The sequence below is a fragment of the Phaeobacter sp. LSS9 genome (assembly GCF_003443595.1).
GTDB classification, from domain to species: domain Bacteria; phylum Pseudomonadota; class Alphaproteobacteria; order Rhodobacterales; family Rhodobacteraceae; genus Phaeobacter; species Phaeobacter piscinae.
The window spans coordinates 390,504-408,779 of record NZ_CP031956.1; the positions used below are offsets into that span (position 1 = coordinate 390,504).

16 protein-coding genes are annotated in these 18,276 nt (G+C 60.4%); 11 read left to right on the forward strand and 5 right to left on the reverse strand.

Going from position 1 to position 18,276, the window contains the following annotated elements; translation table 11 throughout:
• The first annotated feature begins 161 nt into the window (after positions 1–161).
• Both D1820_RS01930 and D1820_RS01935 read left to right on the forward strand, forming a co-directional pair.
• On the forward strand, positions 162–1,535 hold the full coding sequence (locus D1820_RS01930) for a PAS domain-containing methyl-accepting chemotaxis protein (RefSeq protein ID WP_118067690.1): 1,374 nt from the start codon (positions 162–164) through the stop codon (positions 1,533–1,535).
• Between the two features lie 282 nt (positions 1,536–1,817).
• The gene (locus D1820_RS01935; RefSeq protein ID WP_118069975.1) at positions 1,818–2,000 is read left to right on the forward strand and encodes a hypothetical protein; all 183 of its coding nucleotides are present in this window, start codon (positions 1,818–1,820) and stop codon (positions 1,998–2,000) included.
• A 29-nt stretch (positions 2,001–2,029) separates the two neighbouring features.
• On the opposite strand, the gene D1820_RS01940 is transcribed toward D1820_RS01935, so the two are convergent.
• Positions 2,030–2,788, reverse strand: coding sequence for an alpha/beta fold hydrolase (locus D1820_RS01940; protein ID WP_118067691.1), 759 nt, complete (start codon positions 2,786–2,788; stop codon positions 2,030–2,032).
• A gap of 144 nt (positions 2,789–2,932) precedes the next feature.
• Here D1820_RS01940 and D1820_RS01945 point away from each other — a divergent pair, with 144 nt between their 5' ends.
• The 4 genes from D1820_RS01945 to D1820_RS01960 all read left to right on the forward strand — a co-directional run bounded on the left by D1820_RS01945 (position 2,933) and on the right by D1820_RS01960 (position 5,093).
• A complete protein-coding gene (locus D1820_RS01945) occupies positions 2,933–3,298 on the forward strand; it encodes a hypothetical protein (RefSeq protein ID WP_040173064.1) in 366 nt (121 codons plus the stop codon).
• 74 nt (positions 3,299–3,372) lie between these two features.
• Positions 3,373–3,960 carry a TetR/AcrR family transcriptional regulator gene (locus tag D1820_RS01950; RefSeq protein ID WP_118067692.1) on the forward strand — a complete coding sequence of 196 codons (588 nt, stop codon included), beginning with the start codon at positions 3,373–3,375 and terminating at the stop codon, positions 3,958–3,960.
• Between the two features lie 92 nt (positions 3,961–4,052).
• Positions 4,053–4,730 (forward strand): PspA/IM30 family protein, encoded by a 678-nt coding sequence (locus D1820_RS01955; protein ID WP_118069977.1) that lies wholly within the window; start codon positions 4,053–4,055, stop codon positions 4,728–4,730.
• A gap of 78 nt (positions 4,731–4,808) precedes the next feature.
• On the forward strand, positions 4,809–5,093 hold the full coding sequence (locus D1820_RS01960; RefSeq protein WP_014874314.1) for a hypothetical protein: 285 nt from the start codon (positions 4,809–4,811) through the stop codon (positions 5,091–5,093).
• A 79-nt stretch (positions 5,094–5,172) separates the two neighbouring features.
• Here the strand turns inward: D1820_RS01960 and glyA are convergent, their stop codons facing one another.
• Positions 5,173–6,471: a serine hydroxymethyltransferase gene (glyA, locus tag D1820_RS01965; protein ID WP_118067693.1), complete on the reverse strand. Its 1,299-nt coding sequence runs from the start codon at positions 6,469–6,471 to the stop codon at positions 5,173–5,175.
• A gap of 170 nt (positions 6,472–6,641) precedes the next feature.
• On the opposite strand from glyA, the gene D1820_RS01970 reads away from it, so the two are divergent.
• Positions 6,642–7,403, forward strand: a complete 762-nt coding sequence (locus D1820_RS01970; RefSeq protein WP_082035072.1) for an NAD kinase — start codon at positions 6,642–6,644, stop codon at positions 7,401–7,403.
• Between the two features lie 359 nt (positions 7,404–7,762).
• Here D1820_RS01970 and D1820_RS01975 read toward each other — a convergent pair whose 3' ends face one another.
• From D1820_RS01975 to D1820_RS01985, 3 genes are all read right to left on the reverse strand, one after another.
• Positions 7,763–9,205: an amidase family protein gene (locus tag D1820_RS01975; protein ID WP_118067694.1), complete on the reverse strand. Its 1,443-nt coding sequence runs from the start codon at positions 9,203–9,205 to the stop codon at positions 7,763–7,765.
• 144 nt (positions 9,206–9,349) lie between these two features.
• On the reverse strand, positions 9,350–11,239 hold the full coding sequence (prpE, locus tag D1820_RS01980; RefSeq protein WP_118067695.1) for a propionate-CoA ligase PrpE: 1,890 nt from the start codon (positions 11,237–11,239) through the stop codon (positions 9,350–9,352).
• Positions 11,240–11,551: 312 nt separating this feature from the next.
• Positions 11,552–13,840, reverse strand: a complete 2,289-nt coding sequence (locus D1820_RS01985; protein ID WP_118067696.1) for an NADP-dependent malic enzyme — start codon at positions 13,838–13,840, stop codon at positions 11,552–11,554.
• A gap of 152 nt (positions 13,841–13,992) precedes the next feature.
• On the opposite strand from D1820_RS01985, the gene D1820_RS01990 reads away from it, so the two are divergent.
• From D1820_RS01990 to D1820_RS02005, 4 genes are all read left to right on the forward strand, one after another.
• Positions 13,993–15,090, forward strand: coding sequence for a cupin domain-containing protein (locus D1820_RS01990; protein WP_096788984.1), 1,098 nt, complete (start codon positions 13,993–13,995; stop codon positions 15,088–15,090).
• Between the two features lie 139 nt (positions 15,091–15,229).
• Positions 15,230–15,622 (forward strand): cytidine deaminase, encoded by a 393-nt coding sequence (locus tag D1820_RS01995; protein WP_118067697.1) that lies wholly within the window; start codon positions 15,230–15,232, stop codon positions 15,620–15,622.
• Between the two features lie 3 nt (positions 15,623–15,625).
• Positions 15,626–16,936: a thymidine phosphorylase gene (locus D1820_RS02000; RefSeq protein WP_118067698.1), complete on the forward strand. Its 1,311-nt coding sequence runs from the start codon at positions 15,626–15,628 to the stop codon at positions 16,934–16,936.
• Positions 16,936–18,156: a phosphopentomutase gene (locus D1820_RS02005; RefSeq protein WP_118067699.1), complete on the forward strand. Its 1,221-nt coding sequence runs from the start codon at positions 16,936–16,938 to the stop codon at positions 18,154–18,156. The genes D1820_RS02000 and D1820_RS02005 overlap by 1 nt, the downstream gene beginning before the upstream one ends.
• Positions 18,157–18,276 lie beyond the last annotated feature (120 nt).

Genomic DNA, 18,276 nt, shown 5'->3' on the forward strand with positions numbered 1-18,276 from the left:
GGTAATTAAGTTATTGTAGGCAATAATGAAATTATGAGTGAGACAGGGGAGGTGCTGCTCTCCGGCCCCTGACGTAGCGCATTTTTCAAAGTTAATATTTGGGCAAGGAACCTCCGATATTGATTTTTAGATCAACTTTCAATGTATGGCCGAGGGTAACGATGTTTTTCAAACGTGATGCAAAAAAACAGCAAGCTGAATCGACAATGGAACGGTCGATCATGGATATGATCGATCGAACTCAGGCCATGATCCAATTCGAACCCGACGGAACGATCCTAGAAGCCAATGCAAACTTCCTGGGCGCGGTCGGATACCGGCTTGAGGAAATCCAGGGTAGGCATCATTCGATGTTTGTGGATCCCGATTATGCCCGCAGCGACGCCTATAAATCGTTCTGGGCGGATCTGGCCGCGGGAAAGTTCTTCACCGATCAATATCCGCGTGTATCGAAAACCGGAGAGCAGATTTGGATCCAAGCCACCTATGCGCCGGTACTCGACAGTGAGGGTAAGACGGTGCGGGTGATCAAACTCGCCACCGATATCACCGCGCGGCAGAACAGTGTTGAGGATATCTCAAAAGGGCTCGAAGCCCTGAGTGAGGGGGATCTGAGCTACCGGGTACAGCCCTCTGAATTGCCGGACATGCGGGTACTCTGCGAGGCGTTCAACAACGCGCAGGATACGTTGAACGGCGCTGTTGAAACGGTGAAGGCGGTCGCGGAGGCGGTTGGCAGCACCGCTTCCGAAATCAGCCAGTCCTCCAGTGAGCTGTCGCATCGCACCGAAACCCAGGCCGCCACACTGGAAGAAACCGCCGCTGCAATTGAGGAGCTGACCTCCACAGTGCGTTCTGCCGCCGATGGCGCCCGTGAGGTTGAGGACATCGTCAGCAATGCGCGCGCAACCGCGGAGGAAAGCGGCGAAGTTGTGAGCAACGCGGTGACGGCGATGTCGCAGATCGAGGAATCCTCCGGCAAGATCTCGCAGATCATCTCGGTGATCGATGATATCGCCTTTCAAACCAATCTGCTGGCGTTGAATGCAGGTGTTGAGGCCGCGCGGGCAGGCGAGGCGGGGCGCGGTTTCGCGGTTGTTGCCTCCGAAGTGCGCGCGCTGGCGCAGCGATCCTCTGACGCGGCGGGTGAGATCAAGCAGTTGATCAACGAGAGTTCGCAATATGTCGGCAACGGTGTGAAGCTGGTAAGCCGCGCGGGTGAGGAGCTGCAGAAAATCATCGGCAGCGTCAGCACGATTTCGGGCCATGTCAGCCAAATCGCAACCGGTGCGGCGGAACAATCGGTGACCCTTGTGGAGATCAACACCGGTGTCAGCCAGCTGGATCAGGTGACCCAGCACAACGCAGCCATGGTCGAAGAGGCAACTGCGGCCAGCCAGACACTCTCCAATGACGCCAACGAGTTGACCCGCCAGATTTCCATCTTCAAGACCGGATCGGGCACCCAGAACATCGTGTCATTTGGAAGCGGCGGCACTGGAGCGCAGGGCTATGGTGTCCGTGCAACCGGCTGAATGAGGCGTCAAAAGGCCGTTCATCTGAGGCGCCGCCTCTCCCATTCAGAAGAACGATCTGGGGAACTGTCTGTACCAAATGTCCTCAGCACATGGCCGCCGCACTGCACCAGCAGCTGCGGCGGTTGGTATTTTGACCGCAGTGTTTTCAGGGGCTGATCAGTGGCCATTTCGGCGCTGTGCTGCCCTGGAACTGATCAGGATCAAAGACCGGTCTTCCGACACCATGATTTATGGTGACAGATAACCAAATCTTGCCAACCCATGACCGGAGTGACCGCCATGATCCGCCTAGCATCCATCCTCTATTCCCTGATCGGCAGCAGCCTTGCTGGGGCCGCTGTGATCACGGTTCTGGTGGCCGGGCATGTCTCTGTTCCGGCTATTCTGATGGCGGCCGCTGTTGGCGCCGTTGCCGGACTGCCGGTGTCCTATCTGGTGGCCCGGCGGCTGTATCAGGGCTGATCACCCCCGCGCCCTGGGCTGGGGGCCGTTCAGGCGTCGAAGAACCCGCGGGCCGTTGCCACAAAGGCACGCGGATTTTCGGCGTGGAGCCAATGGCCGCAATCGGGAAGTTTGGCAAAATGTGACTGGCTGAACCGTGCCTTGATCAGGGGGCGATGCTCCGGCAGGACATAATCCGAGGCAGCGCCGGACAGAAACAGCGTGCTGCCGTCCCATTGCGCGTCGGTCTCGGGAAAACCCATGATGTGGGGCATGTCGTGTTCCAGGGTGTCCAGGTTCAGGCGCCAGCGCCTGTTCGGCAGATCAAGGGACTGCGTGAAGAAACTCTGTAGGGCTTTCTCAACGCCGAGGTTGGCCAGTTGCGCTTCGGCGTCGGAGCGGCGTTCGACCTTGGCAAGATCAACCTGACGCATGGCATGGATGTACTGGATCTGGCTGTGCTGATAGGCCACCGGTGCAATATCCGCGACCAGCAGGCGGCGCAGCGCCTGGGGGTGGTTGAGGGCGAGCGTCATCGCTGCCTTGCCGCCCATAGAATGGCCAATCATATCAACAGGCCCGCCATGCGCTGCAATCACCTCCGCCAAATCATCGGCCATATCGTGGTAACTGTGGGTCTCGGTCCAGGGGCTGCTGCCATGGTTGCGCATATCGATTGCGATGACCTCACGCTCATCGCAAAGCCGCTTGGCAATTGCGCCCCAGTTGCGGGCAGAGCCATAAAGCCCATGCGCGATCATCAGGGTGGGCTTGTCGGTCGGGGCGCCGTGGCGGATCGTGTTCAGCATATCCCCGTGATAACGTCGGCATCGTCCGCTCGCCAGCCCCTTTGCGCGGGGGATTGCTGTTGTGTTTGATATCTCCGGCTGGCCATTGAGCGCACCGCAAAGCGTCGTTAATGTGCCGTTAGTTTTTCAGATCCCGGACCATCCATGGCAGATACACTTCTCAGCGATATCGAACAGGTTCAGGAACTGCTGAAAGACCGCGAACAGGCCGGCGGCGACCTTGCCTCTGCCTTGAAACACGCGCGACGCCGGTTGCCACGCCGGATCTACCGTCAGGGTATGCGGCTTGCCGAGGCGCAGCATTTGCTGGCGCACCCGAAGCTGCGGCTGACGGTTGAGCATGATCCGTTGCAGCGCGCGGCGCGAGAGGTGATCAAGCACCTGAAGTCCATCGACCTGGCAGACCGCCGTCGCGGACGGCTACTGGATATCGTCGCCACAATGGCCTTCTCGTTAATCGTGGTCGCGATATTGCTCGTGGTGGTGCTGCGCTGGCGGGGGTTTGTCTAAGGCGTGACACCCCCTTTCCCTTGCGGGCGCGGCCCGGTATCTTGAACGTGGTTCAAGACTGAAGGGCAGAGCAAATGGCAAGCAAGGCCGAAATCCGCAAGCAAGAGTTGCGTGAAAAACTGGTGGCAGCGGCTGAGATCCGCATTCGCCGTGATGGGGCAGGGGCACTGCGGGCGCGGGATCTTGCGACGGACGCGGGCTGCGCGGTGGGCGCCATTTACAATGCCTTTGACGATATGAATGCCATCGTGATGGCGGTGAACGGGCAGACCTTCCAGGCGTTGGGGCAGGCTGTGCGGCGGTCTCTCGACGGGGCGGAAGCTGCGGCGCCTACCGAACGGTTGATCCTGATGAGCAATGCGTATCTGGGATTCGCCGCTGAGAATACCCGGCTGTGGCGCGCCTTGTTCGATGTGCAGGCGGAGGAGACGGAGGTCCCTGACTGGTACCGCGCCGCGCTGGAGGATCTGTTTTCAAACATTGCGGCGCCGGTTGCGGAGATTTTTCCCCACAAAACACCCGAGGATCTGGTGCTCATGGTGCGGGCTTTGTTCTCGGCCGTGCATGGAATCGTGCTTCTCGGGTTGGAGAACCGCATCTCTGGCGTGCCGGTGGACCAAATTGAGCGGATGATTTCCGAGGTATTGTCACGCCTTACATGATTTCCTGAACATCGTTCAAAATAGTCCTTGAACGGCGTTCAATATTTCCCTATACCAAATTCATGAACGGTGTTCACGATTTGGAGGAAGCCATGTTTGCAACGATTAAGACTTTGATCCGGGGCATTGATGCCCGCGCTGAAGAGCGGTTGAGCGACACCTATGCGATTGAGTTAATCGACCAGAAGATCCGCGCCGGTGAGGCAGATCTGACCCGCGCCAAACAGGCGCTGGCCGGTTTGATCCAGAAATCCCGTATGGAGACCCGTCAACTGGAGGCGGTCACAACGCGGATCAACGATCTGACGGAGCGGGCCCGAGCGGCACTTGCAGAGGATCGCCAGGATCTGGCGCAGGCTGCGGCCACCGCCATTGCCGAGCTGGAAAACGAGCAAGCCATGCGTCGCAGCACGGTCGACATGCTGGAGCAGCGCAGCCTGCAGCTGCGCCAATCCGTAGAATCCTGTCATCGCCGTCTGATGGATCTGAAACAGGGCGCAGTTGCAGCACGGGCCACCCGCAAGGCGCAAGGCGCGCATAGTGGCATGGCGCGGGGCGAAGCATCCGGCGACACGCTGGGCGAGGCTGAGGCGCTGATCAATCGTGTGATGTCTGCCGAGGATCCGTTTGAGCATAGCGAAATCCTGAAGGACATCGAAACCGGGCTGAGCCATGGCACGGTGGCAGACGATCTGGCGGATGCCGGGTTCGGCGCCCCGACACGCAGTACGGCTGCGGATGTTCTGGCGCGGCTGACGCCGAAAAGCTGACACATCGCCAGCGCCCAGAAATTGGCGCAGCTTTCTTAAGTATTTGAAAAACCAAGACCACCAACCGGGAGAGACCCAATGACCAACGCACGCAACGACAACAACCTGATCATCACCCTCAATGTGGCCGGTGTGGCCGTGGCTTACGGGATGCTGGGGATTTCGCTCTGGCTTTCGACCGAGGTGCCGCTGGCAACCAAAGGCTTCTGGGGTATGGGCATCATGCTGCTGACACTGAGCCTGATCAACGTTGTGAAATACCGCTTTGACATCCGTTCAAGCGAGGACCGTATCCGCCGCATCGAAGAGGCGCGCAATGAGAAGATGCTGGAAGAGGCGTTGGCTGAGACCAAACCGCTCTGATCCGGTAGGCAGTCACAGCCCAAAAAGACAACCGCCGCGCACCAAGGGTACGCGGCGGTTCTTTTTTCATTCGAACGGCTTAGTGGTTCGGGTAGAGCGGGAAGCGGGCGCAGAGGGCGGCCACTTTCTCACGTACCGAAGCCTCGACCGCAGCGTTGCCATCTTCGCCATTGGCGGCCAGACCGTCGACAACTTCGATGATCAGATCCGCGATCTCGCGGAATTCTGCTTCTTCAAAGCCACGGGTGGTGCCCGCCGGGGTGCCAAGACGGATGCCCGAGGTCACAGTCGGCTTTTCCGGGTCGAACGGGATGCCATTCTTGTTGGTGGTGATATGGGCGCGGCCCAGAGCCTTGTCCACGATGTTGCCGGTCACGCCTTTGGGGCGCAGGTCGACCAGCATGACATGGGTGTCGGTGCCACCGGTGACGATATCCAGACCGCCCTTGATCAGCTGATCCGCGAGGGCCACGGCATTGGCGCGCACCTGCTTCTGGTAGTCTTTGAACTCCGGACGCAGTGCTTCCCCGAAGGCGACAGCCTTGGCGGCGATCACATGCATCAGCGGGCCACCCTGGATACCGGGGAAGATCGCGGAGTTCACCTTCTTTGCGATATCGGCATCGTTGGTCAGGATCATGCCACCGCGCGGGCCGCGCAGGGTTTTATGCGTGGTGGTGGTGGCAACATGGGCATGCGGGAAGGGGGAGGGGTGCTCACCCGCGGCGACCAGACCGGCGAAATGCGCCATGTCGACATGCAGGTAGGCGCCAACCTTATCAGCGATCTCGCGGAAGCGGGCAAAGTCGATGACGCGCGGGATGGCGGAACCACCGGCGATGATCAGCTTGGGCTGATGCTCAACTGCGAGGGCCTCAACCTGGTCGTAGTCAATCAGGCAGTCTTCTTCGCGCACACCGTAGTGAACGGCGTTGAACCATTTGCCGGACTGGTTGGGGCGCGCGCCGTGGGTGAGGTGGCCGCCGGAGGCCAGATCCATACCAAGGATGGTGTCGCCGGGTTTGATCAGCGCCTGGAACACACCCTGGTTCGCCTGCGAACCGGAGTTGGGCTGCACGTTTGCGAATTCACACCCGAACAGTTGCTTGGCGCGGTCGATGGCAAGGTTCTCTGCAACATCAACGTATTGGCAGCCGCCATAGTAGCGACGACCCGGGTAGCCCTCGGCGTATTTGTTGGTCAGGACGGTGCCCTGCGCCTCCATCACGGCGGCGGAGACGATGTTTTCCGACGCGATCAGTTCGATCTCGTCGCGCTGACGGCCAAGTTCATCCGTGACTGAGCCGAACAGCTCCGGATCGCGCTCGGCGAGGGATTGGGTGAAAAAACCGGGGTCGCGGGAAGTGGTCTCGGTCATGCTGCTGGCTCCATGAGTTGGCGTTCCATTTGTGAGATTTCCTATCGGAAACACCACCGCCCTGAAAGCCCGGAATACGACGAATTCCTTGCTGAGAGCGGCAAGACTGGCAATCTTGGGAAAGCTGTGATTGTTTCGGAACGAATTGCGTAACACCGGAAACAGATTTGATGACCATGAGAATCGCCTTTCTGGCCAGCCGGGCTCCGGTGGCGCAGTCAGCACAAGCCGAAATGGTAAGACGATACGGCACTGTGCCGAAGGAAGACGCGGATGTGATCGTCGCCTTAGGCGGTGATGGCTTCATGCTGGACACGCTGCATGAGACGATTGACCTGCCCGCGCCGGTCTATGGCATGAACCGGGGCACCATCGGCTTTTTGATGAACGAGTATAGCGCCAGCGGGCTGCTGGCGCGGTTGCAGGCTGCAGAAGAGGAAATCATCAACCCGCTGTCTATGGTGGCCATGGATGGTGAGGGGCGCAGCCACCGGGCGCTTGCCATCAACGAAGTGTCCTTGCTACGGGCCGGGCCGCAGGCGGCGAAGCTGAAAATCTCTGTCGACGGGCGGCAACGCATGGCGGAACTGGTCTGTGATGGGGCGCTGGTCTCGACGCCTGCGGGATCCACCGCCTATAACTATTCCGCCCATGGTCCGATCCTGCCGATCGGATCCGACGTACTGGCGCTGACCGCTATCGCTGCGTTCCGCCCGCGCCGCTGGCGTGGCGCATTGCTGCCCAGCAATGCCACCGTGCGGTTTGACGTGCTGGAGCCGGAGAAGCGACCGGTGATGGCTGATGCGGACTCTGTCTCCTTTGCCAATATTCGCTGGGTGGAGATCGCAACCCAGACCAAGATCCGCCACAAGATCCTGTTTGATCCCGGCCACGGACTGGAAGAGCGGTTGATCTCGGAACAATTCACCTAACGAAAGAGGGTGCTACCTTAAGGTTGTATCACGCGTTTGTGAACGCGGGCCTCGCGATTTTGTGCGATAATCGAACTCTACATAAGGCCGATGCCAGCGGTGACAGCCAAAGGGCATAGCGTCCCCGACGAGGGGCGCACGATCTACCGGGATGGCCATCGGCCCCTTATTTAAGCACCTAAACTTTGCGTTAGCCGGACTGTGCGGTGGTCACCATCTGCGCGCGTTTGGGTCCTCGAAGGCGGGAAACGCCGGGGCGATGGTCCCGCATCCTTCGTGTGATGATTTTCGTGAACGAGTATCCGGTGGTATCGGAATATCCGGGGGTCGGCGCATACCGAGCCCCGGATTTCTTTGCGTCACCCGCTTGCAATTGGCATCCGTCGCCAAAGTGCGTCGCACATGGGACCAATGCGATCCTCGATTGCGATACAGGCGTCCACCGCCATGTCCTCGCGCCACCGGGGGGCTGCGATCTGTACATTGATCGGCTGTGGTCCGGATGGCAACTCGGCAAGGCGGCTTGGCACTGAGGCGGCGGGCAGGCCCAGAAAATTCATCGCATAGGAATAGACTGCACACCCCAGCACCTCATGCACACCCGTGGCACCTTCCGTGTCACGATCCGGTTTGAAGAAGGGCTGTGGCAGGAAGGGGGTCAGCACAAGCGGGTAGCGCTGCATGAACAGTGACCAGTCTCGCGCGTATTGTGTGCGTTTGGCCATCATCTGCAGGAGCTCCACCCCGGCGAAGGGGGGGAATTCCTGAAAATAGACTTCAAAGATATCGCGCACGGTTTGTGAGCCGGCTGCATCAACGTCGCCCTTCATCAGGGCATAGACCTCCCCCATCAGGGCGCGATAGCCGGTGCGGCCTGCGTCGAAGACATCCGGGAGGGTGACTTCTTCGACCTGATAACCCGCATCCAACAGGGCTGCACGGGCGTCATCCAAGGCGGCGTTGACCTCGGTGTGCAGATCATAGCCGTAGGTCTCCTTGGAGAAGGCAACGCGGATCGGGCCGTCCGGTGCGTCGCCACGCCAAGGCATGGGCACATGGAACGGGTCGCGCGGGTCTGGCGTAATCAGGCTGGGCATCGACAGATGCAAATCGCGGGCGCTGCGGGTGATCAGCCCTTGGACGGACATGCTTTGCGCCAGAATGCCCCGTTCCGCCGATTGGCTGGGATTCCAGGCGGGCACACGGCCAAGGCCGGGTTTTACCGTCACCGCACCATTGGCAGCGGCGGGGAAGCGCAAGCTGCCGCCAATATCGTTGCCATGGGCCAAAGCGCCAATTCCCGCCATCACAGCGGCCCCGGCACCACCAGAGGAGCCGCCCGGCGAGATATGCCGCCCCCAAGGGTTATGCGTACGACCATGCAGCGGATTGTCGGTGTCGGCCCGGAAGGAAAATTCAGGTGTATTGGTGCGCCCGATCACCACTGCGCCTGCGTCCTGCAGGTTCTTCACCACCGGGGCATCATCCGGTGCAATCAGATCCTTCAGTGCGCTGACCCCATTGGAGGTCGCATGCCCCGCCTGATCGACGTTAATCTTGATCGTGACAGGGACGCCGTGCAGCGGGCCACAGGGTGTGCCGCCGGCGCGTGCTTTATCCAGCTTTTGCGCGCGATCAAGGGCGTCGCTGCTCAGATCTTCCACCACCGCATTCAGATCGGGATTTACAGCAGCCATGCGCGTGAGAGAGGCCGTGACCGCCGCCTCCGCCGTCAGATCGCCCGCTATGGTGCGTTGGCTCAGTTCTGTCGCGCTCAATCGCCAGATGTCGCTCTGTGTCATATAGATGCCTCCTTGCTGGCAGGGTAGGCGGGGGCATCCGAGTTGCAAGGGAAACCGCACGGCAAAAAGCCGAAAACCTGTTCAGGTTTCCGGCAACTATTCAGTATCAGAACAAATCTGGTGCCCAGTACGGCCGGGTGCGCGCTACTTCGCGTAGCCAAGCCCCTGCAATGCAGTGGTGATCTCATCCAGAATAGCGGGATCGTCGATGGTCGCGGGCATTTTCCAATCGGTGCCATCAGCGATGTTTACCATGGTGCCCCGCAGGATCTTGCCGGAGCGGGTCTTCGGCAGCCGGTCCACGACGCAGGCCAGCTTAAAGGCGGCAACCGGTCCGATTTTCTCGCGCACCAGCTTGACCACCTGCGCGACAACCGCGTCATGTGGGGTCTCACAACCGGAATTGAGGCAGAGGAAGCCGAGGGGCATCTGCCCTTTCAGACTGTCGCTGACGCCAATGACCGCACATTCGGCCACATCTGGGTGGCCTGCCAGAACCTCCTCCATCGCGCCAGTGGACAGGCGGTGGCCCGCGACATTGATGACATCATCCGTGCGCGCCATGATATAGAGATAGCCGTCCTCATCCTTCATGCCGGCATCACCGGTTTCATAATATCCGGGGAAGGTGGTGAGGTAGCTTTTCCTGAACCGGTCTTCGGCATTCCACAGCGTCGGCAGCGTGCCAGGCGGCAGTGGCAGTTTTACCGCAATCGCGCCCAGTTCGCCTGCCGCAACAGGGTGGCCGCCCTCGTCAAGGATATCGACCTCATAGCCGGGCATCGGCACCGCAGGCGAGCCAAGCTTGGTCGGCAGTTCTTCGATCCCCAGCGGGTTGGCGGCAATCGACCAGCCGGTTTCTGTCTGCCACCAGTGGTCAATTACCGGCACCTTCAGCTGTTCCTGCGCCCAGGTAATGGTGTCAGGATCCGCACGCTCACCGGCCAGATAGACCTGTTTGAGGCCGCTGAGGTCGTATTTCTTGACGTATTCGCCCTTTGGGTCTTCGCGCTTCACTGCCCGGAACGCGGTGGGGGCGGTAAAGAAGCTTTTGACGTTATGTTCGGAAATCACTCGCCAGAACGTGCCCGCATCCGGTGTGCCGATGGGTTTGCCCTCAAACACGATGGTGGTGTTGCCATGGATGAGCGGACCGTAACAGATATAGCTGTGGCCCACGACCCAACCCACATCTGAGGCCGCCCAGAACACATCGCCAGGATCGACGTTGTAGATGTTCTTCATCGTCCAGTTCAGCGCCACCAACTGCCCGGCGGTGTGGCGGATCACGCCCTTGGGCTGGCCGGTGGTGCCGGAGGTATAGAGGATATAGGCTGGGTGATTGCCCTCAACCGGGACGCATTCTGCGGGTTCGACGCCATATTGGAACCCGTGCCAGTTCACATCGCGGCCTTCGACCAGCTCTGCCACTTCCTGCTCGCGCTGGAAGATCACGCAGAAGTCCGGTTTGTGGGTTGCCAGCTCAATCGCGCCGTCCAGAAGGGGTTTGTAATGCACCGTGCGCCCCGGCTCCAGCCCGCAGGAGGCGGCGATGATCGCCTTGGGCGTGGCGTCATCGATGCGCACGGCGAGTTCATTGGCCGCAAATCCACCAAAGACCACAGAGTGCACAGCCCCCAGACGGGCACAGGCCAGCATGGCCTCCAGTGCCTCGGGGATCATGGGCATATAGATGATGACGCGGTCGCCTTTCTCCACGCCCTTGGCGCGCAGGGCGCCGGCCAATGTGGCGACACGGTTGCGCAGTTCAACATAGGAGATTTCGCGCTTCGTATGGGTGATCGGGCTGTCGTAGATGATCGCTGTCTGCTCGCCGCGCCCCTGTTCGACATGGCGGTCGACGGCGTTGTAGCAGGTGTTCACCTTGGCATCGGCGAACCACTCATAAAGGTCATCGCCTTTGTCGGTCAGGGCCTTGCTTGGTGGGCTGTCCCAGCTGATCGCCTCAGCTGCCTCCATCCAGAATTGTTCCGGATTGGCCTTCCAGCCCTCATAGACCTCTGAATACGACATGCGGTTCCTCCTCACTCATCCTTGGCAATGAGTTAGGCGCATGGACCGTCACCGGGCAAGCGCGCTGCGCGACGTCGCGTCAGATTGGCGCAAGAAATTTGCATTTTTTGCCAATTCTATGTTGCAAAGTTTTGCAAACAGGGTCCGTTCGCGGAATTAACAGCAAGATGGCGGTGGGTTTGCAAAGTCTAGCTGGTGACTGCGCGTTGGACCCCTGGCAGAGGTCAGGTCGCAGGCGCAGTGATTCTATGCGTGCGCCTGCGGGCATTTTGCGTGTTGCTGACAAGTGACCGGCAAGTCGGATGTCAGATGTCAGCTATAATGGGTGACTGGTGTCCCGGCGATGGCGGCCATGTTCAGCAGCCCCCGTGCGGTGATCGACGGGGACACGATATGCGCCCGGTTGCCCATGCCCATCAGGATTGGCCCGACCTCCAGCCCTCCGGCGCGCATTTTCAGGATATTGCGCACGCCGCTCGCCGCATCGGCATGGGCAAAGATCAGCACATTGGCTTCACCCTCCAGCCGTGAGTTCGGGAAAATCCGCGCGCGCAGTTCGGGATCCAGCGCGGTGTCGATATTCATCTCGCCCTCGTAGATGAAATCGCGGGGCGTCTCGTCCAAAATCTGGATCGCAGCGCGCAGGCGGGCACCGGAATCGCAACGGGTGTTGCCAAACTGAGATTGTGAACAGAGTGCAATTTTCGGCTCCAGACCGAACCGACGGACATGACGCGCGGCACCGATAACGGTCTGCGCAATCTGTTCGGGGGTGGGTTCAATCCGCACATGGGTGTCCCCGATGAACAGCGGCCCATCCTCAAGGATCACCAGTGACAACGCACCATGTGGCTCATAGGTGCCGCCGCCAAGGACCTGGTTCACATAGTTCATATGCCAGCGATATTCACCAAAGGTGCCACAGATCATGCTGTCGGCCTCTCCGCGATGAACCATGATGGCACCAATGGCGGTGGTGTTGGTCCGCATGATCGCCTTGGCCAGATCGGGTGTCACGCCTTCGCGCTGCATGACGCGGTGATAGCTGGTCCAGTAATCATAGTAGCGCGGATCGTTTTCCGGGTTCACAATCTGGAAATCGGTGCCGGGACGAATACGCAGTCCAAGGCGTTCGCAGCGGGTTTCGATCACCTCTGGGCGACCGATGAGGATCGGTGTCTCGGTGGTTTCTTCCAGAATGCCTTGGGCAGTGCGCAACACGCGCTCATCCTCGCCCTCGGTGAAGACGATGCGCCGTGCGGCGGCCTTTGCCGCCTCAAACACCGGTTTCATCAGGAGCGCGGATTTGAACACGGTTTGGTTCAGTTTGGCCCGATAGGCTGCAAGATCGTCTATGGGGCGTTGCGCAACGCCACTTTCCATCGCGGCCTTGGCCACGGCGGATGACACCACCCCAACAAGGCGCGGATCGAATGGTTTAGGGATGAGGTAGTCCGCACCAAAGGTCAGCTGTTCCCCCTGATAGGCGGCGGCGGCTTCGGCAGAGGTGGTCATGCGCGCCATTTCGGCGATGCCCTCGACGCAGGCGATCTGCATCTCGTCGTTGATCTCTGTCGCGCCGACATCCAGCGCTCCGCGGAAGATGAACGGGAAGCAAAGCACGTTATTGACCTGATTTGGGAAATCGCTGCGGCCGGTGGCGATGATCGCATCAGGAGAGACCTTGCGTGCCACATCCGGCAGGATTTCCGGGTTGGGGTTGGCGAGGGCAAAAATGATCGGCCGGTCGGTCATCTTGGCGACCATCTCCGGCTTCAGCACATTCGGACCAGAGAGGCCGAGAAAGAGGTCGGCGCCGTCAATGACCTGATCCAATGTGCGCAGATCGGTCTTCTGTGCAAAGGCCGATTTATGCGGATTCATATCCTCGGTGCGGCCCTCATAGACCAGACCGTGTAGATCGCAGAGCCAGATATTCTCGCGCTTCACACCCAGTTTCACCAGCATATTGAGGCAGGCAATGCCCGCAGCGCCGCCACCGGTCGACACGATTTTGATATCTTCAAACCGTTTTCCCGCCACATGCAGCGCGTTTTTGGCGGCAGCACCCACGACAATCGCGGTGCCGTGCTGGTCGTCGTGAAAAACCGGGATGTTCATCCGCTCGCGGCAGATTTTCTCAACGATGAAGCAATCCGGGGCCTTGATGTCTTCAAGGTTGATCGCGCCGAAGGTTGGTTCCAGCGCACAAACAATATCGGCGAGCTTTTCTGGATCGCTCTCGTTCACCTCAATATCGAAACAGTCGATGCTGGCGAATTTTTTGAACAGGACGGCCTTGCCCTCCATCACGGGTTTGGAGGCCAGCGCACCGATATTGCCCAGACCCAGAACCGCCGTGCCATTGGTCACCACCGCTACCAGATTGCCGCGTGAGGTGTATTTTGCCGCATCCGCCGGATCGGATTTGATTTCGATACAGGCCTCGGCGACTCCGGGCGAATATGCGCGCGCCAGATCCCGGCCATTGGCCATCGGCTTGGTCGCGCGGATCTCCAGCTTCCCCGGATTGGGATAGGCATGGTAATGCAATGCGGCGTCGCGCAGGGTTTGGGTATCGGATTTCGGATTTTTGGTCATCAGGCGCTCCAGAGACTATAGTTTAGTGTTAAACGACTTTTGACGTCAGGGAAACAGGCTATTCATGGCTGCCGCTGCAGGGGTGGGCAAGTGCTTGCACCTGAACACGCTTCGTCTCACTGTGGTGAAAAAATACCTCAAGGGAGCGACAAATGACCGATACGATTGCGGAGCTGCGATTGCCCACGCAGGAGCTGCGGGACGATATTCCATTTTATACCAAAACACTTGGAATGAAGCTCGATTCCATCTACCCGGCAGATGATCCGGCGATCGGGGTGTTCTCCGGCCATGGTCTGCGGCTGCGGATCGAACGGGGCGCGAGTGAAGCCCCCGGCACCATTCGTATTTTGACAGACGATCCTGACGGGTTTGCAGAAGGCGCCCGCCGGTTGACAGCCCCCAATGGCACCAAGATCGAGATTGAGGAGCGCAACCCGCCACTGGTGATGCCGGAAACTGTTCACAGCTTTGTGGTGCGGCGACTGAAGGATCAGGCCCCCTGGATCATCGGGCGGGCTGGCATGCACTACCGTGATCTGGTGCCGGACCGGTTGGGCGGGTCAATCATTGCCAGCCATATTCGCATCCCTGATGGGGGGCCGGTTCCGGATATGGTGCATTTTCACAAGGTCGGCTTTCAACTGATCTTCTGCATCCATGGCTGGGTTGATGTGGTCTACGAGGATCAGGGCGAGAAGATGCGGCTGACGGCGGGCGACTGTTTCATTCAGCCGCCGGAGATCCGTCACCGGGTGCTGGAAGCCAGCGACAATGTGCAGGTGATCGAAATTGGCGTGCCCGCTGAACACGTGACCGAGATCGATCATGAGATGACGCTGCCGACACCCCATCTGAGACCAGAACGCGAATGGCAGGGCCAGCGGTTTGTCTACAACACGGCCGAGGGTGCCGAATGGGCGCCGTTCCGCCTGCCGGGGTATATCTGCCGCGACACGTCGATTGCCGAGAACACCAAAGGCGTGGCCGGGGTGCAGGTGGTGCGCCGGGGCGAGGGCGCGCCGCAGTGGGCGGCCCATGACACCGATATTCACTTCACCTTTGTAATGAATGGCACGCTGACCCTCGAAGGGCAGGGACGAGAGCCGTTTCAGCTGGAACAGGGCGACGCATTCGTCATTCCACCGGGCATGAAGACCCGGTTGAGCGCGCCTTCGGCTGATGTGGAGCTGCTTGAAGTGACCTTGCCCGGGGTGTTCAACACCACATTGGGCGACCCATCAGCCTGAGGCGCGATCAGCGGGTGGCGGCTTGGGCCGGATGGTGTGTTACAGTCGCCAGCATGTGCCGGGGGGGCTTTCACTCCCTCGGCAAAATCCGCTAGGGTCACCAATTCTGACCAAATGATCAAAAAATTAGGGAATCGCCATGAACCTCAAAGACGCTGCCACCGCCGTTCGTGAAAACGCACACGCGCCCTATTCCAATTTCAAGGTCGGCGCAGCGATCAGAGCGGCGTCCGGAACCGTCTATGTTGGCTGCAATGTTGAAAATGTTGCCTACCCTGAGGGGACCTGCGCTGAGGCGGGCGCCATTGCGGCCATGGTGGCTGCCGGTGAGACGCAGTTGGAGGCTGCCTATGTGATTGCCGACTGCCCCGCACCGATCCCGCCCTGCGGGGGCTGCCGTCAGAAACTGGCCGAGTTCGGCGCCGCTGACGTGCAGGTGACGCTTGCCACAACCGACGGTCTGGAGCGTGAGACCACCATTGGTGACCTGCTTCCGGGGGCCTTTGGCGCGGATCACATGGAGCGGAGCTAAGCTATGGATGCGCGCGCAATCATTGCCAGCCTGCGCCGGGGAGACACCCCGCGTGACGCAGATTTACGCTGGTTTGCTGAAGGGCTGGCCAATGGCACGGTGTCCGATGCGCAGGCCGGCGCTTTTGCTATGGCGGTGTGTCTGCGGGGATTGGGCGTGGAGGCCCGCCGGGCGCTGACGCTTGCAATGCGGGACAGCGGTGATGTGTTGCGCTGGGATCTGGATGGGCCGGTGTTGGATAAACACTCCACCGGCGGCGTCGGCGATTGTGTGTCGCTGCTGCTGGCCCCGGCCTTGGCGGAATGCGGGGCGTATGTTCCGATGATTTCGGGGCGGGGGCTGGGCCATACCGGCGGCACGCTCGACAAGATGGAAGCCATTCCGGGCGTCAGCACCCAGGTGTCCGAGCAGGACCTGATGGCCATGATGCAGAGCGTGGGCTGTGCCATCGTCGGGGCCACGGCGCAGATCGCTCCGGCGGACAAGCGGCTATATGCGATCCGCGATGTGACGGCCACCGTGGACAGTCTCGATCTGATCACCGCGTCCATCCTGTCGAAGAAGCTGGCCGCAAGTACAGATGCGCTGGTGCTGGATGTGAAGATCGGCTCCGGTGCCTTCATGAAGACGCTGGAAGAGGCGGAGGCCCTCGCGCGCAGTCTCAGTGAGACGGCGAATGCGGCAGGGTGCCGAACCTCGGCGTTAATCACTGATATGAACCAGCCGCTGGCACCTGCCTTGGGCAATGCGCTGGAGGTGGCGGAGGTCATGCGGGTGCTGACCGGCGTGTCAGGTCAAAGCGGTGCATTGGCGGAGCTGACGGCGGCGCAGGGTGGTGTGTTGCTGGCCCATGGTGGGCTGGCGGCGGATGCCGAGGTGGGGGCTGCGATGATCCGCAAGGCGATTGCCAGCGGAGCCGTCGCTGAGCGCTTTGCCCGGATGGTGGCCGCCATGGGGGGACCGGGTGATTTTGCCGAAACCTGGCAGAGCATCCTGCCGACCGCGCCGGTGCAACGCGTTATAAAAGTGGAGCAGGCCGGCTATGTCAGCGCCATTGATGGCGAAGCGCTAGGTCTGGCGGTGGTCCAGCTGGGCGGCGGACGCATGATCGAAAGCGATGTGGTGGACGCTGCTGTTGGGCTGTCGGAACTGGCGCCGCTGGGCCGGAAGCTATCTGCAGGCGACCAGCTGGGGATCGTTCACGCAGCGGATGAGGCGGCGGCGGAAGTGGCCGAGGCACGTCTGCGCGCGGCCTATCAGCTGTCAGAGGCTGCGCCGGAGGTGCCGCCCCTGATCTACAAAAGGATTTCATAATGCCGCGCGCGTTTCTTGTGGTGATGGACTCGGTCGGGATTGGCGGTGCGCCGGATGCCGGGGCTTATTTCAACGGCGATCTACCTGATCTGGGCGCCAATACGCTGGCCCATATTGCCCAGACCTGCGCAGAGGGACGGGCGGAGGAGGGGCGCAGTGGCCCCCTGCACCTGCCCAATCTGGATCAGTTGGGCCTGGGAGCTGCGGTCGCGCTGGCGTCCGCTGTGCCCTGCCCGGATCTTGGGGGCGCCGGGATCACCGGGCGTTGGGGCGCGGCCCGCGAGATCAGCCGGGGCAAGGACACGCCATCGGGTCATTGGGAACTGGCCGGGCTGCCGGTGCCATGGGATTGGTGTTACTTCCCCGATCAGACACCGGCCTTTCCGGACGACTTGGTTGCACATGTCTGCGCAGCGGCAGGAACCGAGGCGATCCTTGGCAATTGTCATGCATCGGGCACTGCGATCATTGCCCAACATGGCGCCGCGCATATGCAGTCGGGTTTGCCGATCTGCTATACCTCTGCTGACAGCGTGTTTCAGATCGCAGCGCATGAGGAAACCTTTGGTCTGGACCGATTGCTGGCGCTCTGCGAGGCGGTGGCGCCTTATCTGCATCAAATGAAAGTGGGTCGCGTCATTGCGCGGCCCTTTACCGGAACACCGGAGGTTGGATTCCAGCGCACCACCAATAGGCGTGACTATGCCATTATGCCACCTGCGCCGATCCTGACCAATTGGGTGCAGGACGCAGGCCAGCCGGTGCATGCCATTGGCAAGATTGGTGATATCTTCTCTATGCAGGGGGTAGATACGCTGAAAAAAGGCGACGATGCGACCCTGATGCAGCATCTCCACGATGCGGTGGCAGAGGCCGAGGAGGGGAGCCTTATCTTTGCCAATTTTGTGGAATTTGACAGTCTCTATGGGCACCGGCGCGATATCTCGGGCTACGCGAGGGCGCTGGAATGGTTCGATACAGAAATCGGTCGATTGCTGCCACTGCTGCGGGACGGAGACCTGCTGATCCTGACTGCGGACCACGGCAACGATCCCAGCTGGCCGGGGACCGATCACACGCGTGAACAGGTGCCGGTGCTGATCGCCGGGGCCGGGGTCGGCCCCCTGGGCACCATTGGGTTCGCGGATGTGGCGACGACGGTTGCCGCGCATCTGAACGTGCCTGCGCGGGGGCCGGGGCGACCAGCACTCAGGACATAATGAAGCGGGCCGGTGAAGGATCCCGGCCTGTTATCCCCGTAGTGTTTGCGGGGTATTACGCCAATACACGGCAAATCCGCCTTGCCTGTCCTGCGGTGCAAGGACTAAGAGAGTTTGAAT